Genomic DNA, 4,377 nt, shown 5'->3' on the forward strand with positions numbered 1-4,377 from the left:
CGCCGGGGCCCGGCAGCGGGGTGACCTCGCGGGGGCCGGCGATCTCGTGGCCCTCGGCGCACCGGAAGCGCTGTTCGACGAGGGCGCCGCAGCCGCGGTGGGTGAGGAGCACCGGCGGGCCGTCGGGGCCCGACCGGTAGCGGTCGCCCCAGTGCATCAGCGCGACCATGATCGGGTAGAGGTCGCGGCCCATCTCGGTCAGGCGGTACTCGTCGCGCTGGCGCTGGCCGGGCTCGCGGTAGGGGACCTTGCGGAGCAGCCCCTCCTCCACCAGCCGGGTCAGCCGGGCGCTCAGCACCTGCCGGGGGGCCCCGGTGGCGGCCTGCATGTCGGCGAAGCGGCGCACCCCGCTGAAGGCCTCGCGGAGCACCAGGAAGGTCCACTTCTCGCCCACGATGGCCAGCGTGCGTTCGATCGAGCAGTTGTCCACCCGGAAGGGCACGTTACCGAGGGTCGCCTCACTCATAGAGGCATCGTAAGCGGCCACCGCACCACCTCCAACGGAGCTAAGTCTAGTTGACAGACTCAGATGATCCCGGGATTCTGAGTCCATGATTCGAACTCAGCTGGTGCGTCCGCGCCGCGGCCCGATGCCGGCCGTACGGCCCACCGTGCAGGCCGCCGTGCAGGCCGCCGTGCAGGCCGCCGTACGGCCCGCTGGGCAGGGGGAAGGCGCCGGGGACCGGGCGTTCGGCGCCGGTGCCGGGATGCCCGGAGCGGACGCCGGGGTCCGGCGGTCCGATGCGGGAACCGGGGTCCGGGCTTCGAAGGCGGACATCGAGATCCGGGTCCCGGGAGCGGACGTCGAGATCCGGCCGGCGCGGACGGATGACGAGGAGCGGATCCGCCGTTTCCTCGCCGGGCTGTCACTGCACACGCAGACCCTGCGGTTCTTCACCGGCCTCGGCCGCCCGGCCGCGAGTCTGGTCCGCGCCCTGCTGGCGGTGGACGAACGGCGTGACGTGCTGCTGGCGATCCACGGGAACGACGTGGTGGGGCACGCGATGGGCTTCGGCGATGGCGGCGTCGCGATGGAGATCGCCGTGGTGGTGGCCGACGACTGGCAGGGGTTCGGGGTCGGCTCCCGGCTGGTCCGCGGGCTGCTGCGCCGGGCCGGGGCGAGGGGGGTGCGGACGGTGGGGATGGACGTCATGGGGGAGAACCGCAGGGTGCTCGCCATGATCGGCAGGGAGTGGCCGGACGCGGTCATGCGGGCGTCCTCCGGGACGGTGGAGGTGACGGCGGTGCTGCGCGAGGGTTCGGGCAGGGAGCCGTCGAGGCTCGGGCCGGGGATGTGAGAGGGCTGGGTTCACCGGGTTCGCCGGATTCGGGTCGGGAATGGGAGAAGGCCGGGTTCGCCGGGTTCGGGTCGGAGCGACGGGGTGTGCGCCGGGTGCGGTAAGATCGCCGGGGTCCGGGGTGACGGGCGGGCATTTGCGGAACAAGGTTCTGTTGCCGCACCATTGACCTCGTGAAGAATGCCAAGAACGGACGTGACGGCCGGACCCGGATCGTCGAGGGAGCCCTGCGGCGGTTCAGCCAGGACGGTGTCTCTGCGACCACGCTGGCCAGCCTCCGTCAGGAGAGCGGCGTCAGCGTCGGCAGCTTCTACCACCACTTCGCGAGCAAGGAACACGTCTTCGGCATGCTCTACGCCGAGACCCTGAACATGTATCAGGACGCCTTCCTCGCCGAGTTGCGCAGCCACGAGGGGGCGCGCGAGGGCGTCGAGGCCATCGTGGCGCTGCACATGTCCTGGTGCGGCGAGCACCGCGAGCGCGCCAACCTGCTGATCAGTGAGCGTCCGCCGAAGCGGGACGAGCCGGGCGGACCGGAGGTCGCCGAGTCGCGCCGGGCCTTCTTCCGCAACGTCGCCGACTGGTGGCGGCCGCACATGAAGGCGGGCGTGCTCCAGCCGGTCCCTCCCACCATGTGCTACGTGCTCTGGCTCGGTCCGGCGGTGGAGATGTGCCGCCTGTGGTTCGCGGGGGCGCACCAGCCCACGGAGGAGGAGATCGCCGCCATGTGCGGGGCCGCCTGGCAGAGCCTCCGCAAGCACCCCTCCTGACATCCGGCCCGGCCGCTGAGGGCCGTTCCGTGTGATCGGACGGGACGGGAGGGAGAGGATCGGGCGGGACGGGAGAGGGGATCGGGCGGGGCGGGGTGAGGCCGGAGGGACGCCCTAGCGGGCGCCCACCAGGCCGCGCCGTCCGGTGGGGACCCGCCAGACCTTCTCGTCCAGAGAGATGTCCAGGCGCAGGTCCTGGCGGCGCCGCTGGAGGCCGGGCACGCGGACGCGGTCGCTCACGTCGAACCTGCCGCTCCGGGGATAGCCGAACCCGAGCTCTCCGGGGAGGACTCGCAGCTCGTCCTGGTTCCCGCAGCGCGGGCAGGTCCAGGCGACCATGTCCCGCCCGCGGTTGTAGTCGTGGCAGGCGCGGAAGTACTCATCAGGGCGGAAGCGGGACTCACAGGCCATGCAGGGGATCAGCATGATGGATCCTTCTGGAGGTCGTGTGTGCGGGTATCAAGGATTACCGTCTCGCCCTTGAGGTCCGCTTACAGATCGCTTACCACTTTGCGTAACGATTTGGTCACCCTGAGTTCCATGTGGTGGGTGATGGGAGCATGGAACCGTGAAAGATCCGCTGGACCGGTTCCGCGAACTGCTGCTCGCGACCGGCTACACCATCGACGGCGTGCGCGAGCGTCTCGGCGACGTCGCCGCCACCGCCCTGTCCCGCGAGGAGATCGTCCCCGCCCTCCGCGCCACCCGCGACGGCGACCCGCTCGGCACGCTGATCCGGCTGTGGTGGCTCGGCGTCCCGGTGGAGGCCGCCGGCCTGCCGGAGGGCCTGCCCGTGGCCGAGCTGGCGGACGCGGGCCTGCTGGCCGCGGACGGCCTCCGGATCGTGCCGCGGGTCCATCTGCAGCCCTGGGAGACCGGCGGCTACGTGGTCTCCGACCGGAAGGTCAGGCCGGGGGACCCGCGCTCCGCGCCGACCACGTCGTCGGGGCCGGCGGGGCCTCGGCGAACCTCGCCCAGCTGGTCTCCCGCCGCCCGGTGGAGCGCGCCCTCGACCTGGGCACCGGATGCGGCGTCCAGGTGCTGCACCTGGCCGGCCGGGCCGAGCGGATCACGGCCACCGACGTCAATCCGCGCGCGCTGGAACTGGCCCGGCTGAGCTGGTCGCTGTCCGGGATCGAGGGGGTGGACGCCCGGGAGGGCTCGCTCTTCGACCCGGTGGAGGGCGAGCGGTTCGACCTGGTCGTCTCCAACCCGCCCTTCGTGATCTCCCCCGCCGGGCGGTTCACCTACCGCGAGTCCGGCTTCGAGGCCGACGGCTTCTGCCGTGACCTGGTACGGCGGGCGCCTCGTTTCCTCGCCCCCGGTGGCACCTGCCAGCTCCTGGCCAACTGGCTGCACGTCGAGGGAGAGGACTGGCGCGACCGGGTCGGCGGCTGGCTGGCCGGGACCGGATGCGACGGCTGGGTCGTCCAGCGGGACGTCCAGGACCCGGCCGAGTACGTCGAGCTGTGGCTGCGCGACGCCGCCGAGCAGGGCACCGCCCGCTACCGCGAGCTCTACGACGACTGGCTCGGCTGGTTCGAGGCGATGCGCGTCACGGGCGTCGGCTTCGGCTGGATCACCCTGCACGACTCCGGCAGCCTCGACCCGGTGGTCCGGGTGGAGGAGTACGGCCACCGGGTGGAGCTCCCCGTGGGCGGATACCTGGAGGAGGTGCTCGGCTCGATCGCCACGGCGCACCGGACGACGGACGCGGAGCTGCTCGCGGCCCGCCTGGTGGTGGACGCGGGGGTGCTGGAGGAGCGGGCCGGGACGCCCGGGGCGGAGGACCCCGCCACGATCGTGCTCCGGCAGACGCGCGGTCTGCGGCGCAGCGCGCGGGTGGGAACGGTGGAGGCGGCCCTCGCCGGGGTCTGCGACGGCGACTATCCACTGGCCCCCCTCCTCGCCGCGATCGCCGATCTGACCGGGGACGACTCCGCTGACCTGCGGACGGAGACGCTGGAGAGGATCCGCTCCTTGGTCGCCGAAGGGTTTTTCCACATATCCACAGGGTCGTGATCCACAGGCTGTGGATATCCCGCGATCGCTTGTTGATCGAACGTTGAACGGGGCGGGGGAGGCTCTGGCCGTGGGCACGGATCCGGGGGGAAAAGGACCCATGCCCGCGTCCGGCCGGTCGTCGTGAGAGGCGGCCGGTCACCGTGCGGCGCACCGGTTGACCCCGGGCCCCTGCGCGCCGCACGGCGACCTGACGGCCGGCCGGACCACGACCCCGTCGACGTCGGCCGAACCGCGAGGGGGCTCCGGCGTCTGGACCGAGGAGCGAAGGAGCCCGCGAGGGGGCT

4 protein-coding genes and 1 pseudogene are annotated in these 4,377 nt (G+C 72.4%); 3 read left to right on the forward strand and 2 right to left on the reverse strand.

Features of this window, described 5'->3' with window-relative positions; all coding sequences use genetic code 11:
* Positions 1-466, reverse strand: a 466-nt coding sequence (locus ACWJ6R_RS30915; protein ID WP_449065609.1) for a winged helix-turn-helix transcriptional regulator, incomplete at its 3' end; no start/stop codon positions are given.
* Positions 467-551: 85 nt separating this feature from the next.
* On the opposite strand from ACWJ6R_RS30915, the gene ACWJ6R_RS30920 reads away from it, so the two are divergent.
* Both ACWJ6R_RS30920 and ACWJ6R_RS30925 read left to right on the forward strand, forming a co-directional pair.
* On the forward strand, positions 552-1,298 hold the full coding sequence (locus tag ACWJ6R_RS30920; protein ID WP_449065610.1) for an N-acetyltransferase family protein: 747 nt from the start codon (positions 552-554) through the stop codon (positions 1,296-1,298).
* A 173-nt stretch (positions 1,299-1,471) separates the two neighbouring features.
* A complete protein-coding gene (locus ACWJ6R_RS30925; protein ID WP_189239455.1) occupies positions 1,472-2,068 on the forward strand; it encodes a TetR/AcrR family transcriptional regulator in 597 nt (198 codons plus the stop codon).
* 114 nt (positions 2,069-2,182) lie between these two features.
* Here the strand turns inward: ACWJ6R_RS30925 and ACWJ6R_RS30930 are convergent, their stop codons facing one another.
* Positions 2,183-2,494: a hypothetical protein gene (locus ACWJ6R_RS30930; protein ID WP_449065611.1), complete on the reverse strand. Its 312-nt coding sequence runs from the start codon at positions 2,492-2,494 to the stop codon at positions 2,183-2,185.
* 142 nt (positions 2,495-2,636) lie between these two features.
* Here ACWJ6R_RS30930 and ACWJ6R_RS30935 point away from each other — a divergent pair.
* A pseudogene (locus ACWJ6R_RS30935) lies at positions 2,637-4,090 on the forward strand (DUF7059 domain-containing protein).
* Positions 4,091-4,377: the final 287 nt, after the last annotated feature.

This window comes from Planomonospora algeriensis, from assembly GCF_977012225.1.

Coding starts and splice junctions, on each gene's coding strand:
- ACWJ6R_RS30920 (WP_449065610.1), top strand. CDS start 552: ATGATTCGAACTCAGCTGGTGCGTCCGCGCCGCGGCCCGATGCCGGCC.
- ACWJ6R_RS30930 (WP_449065611.1), bottom strand. CDS start 2,494: ATGCTGATCCCCTGCATGGCCTGTGAGTCCCGCTTCCGCCCTGATGAG.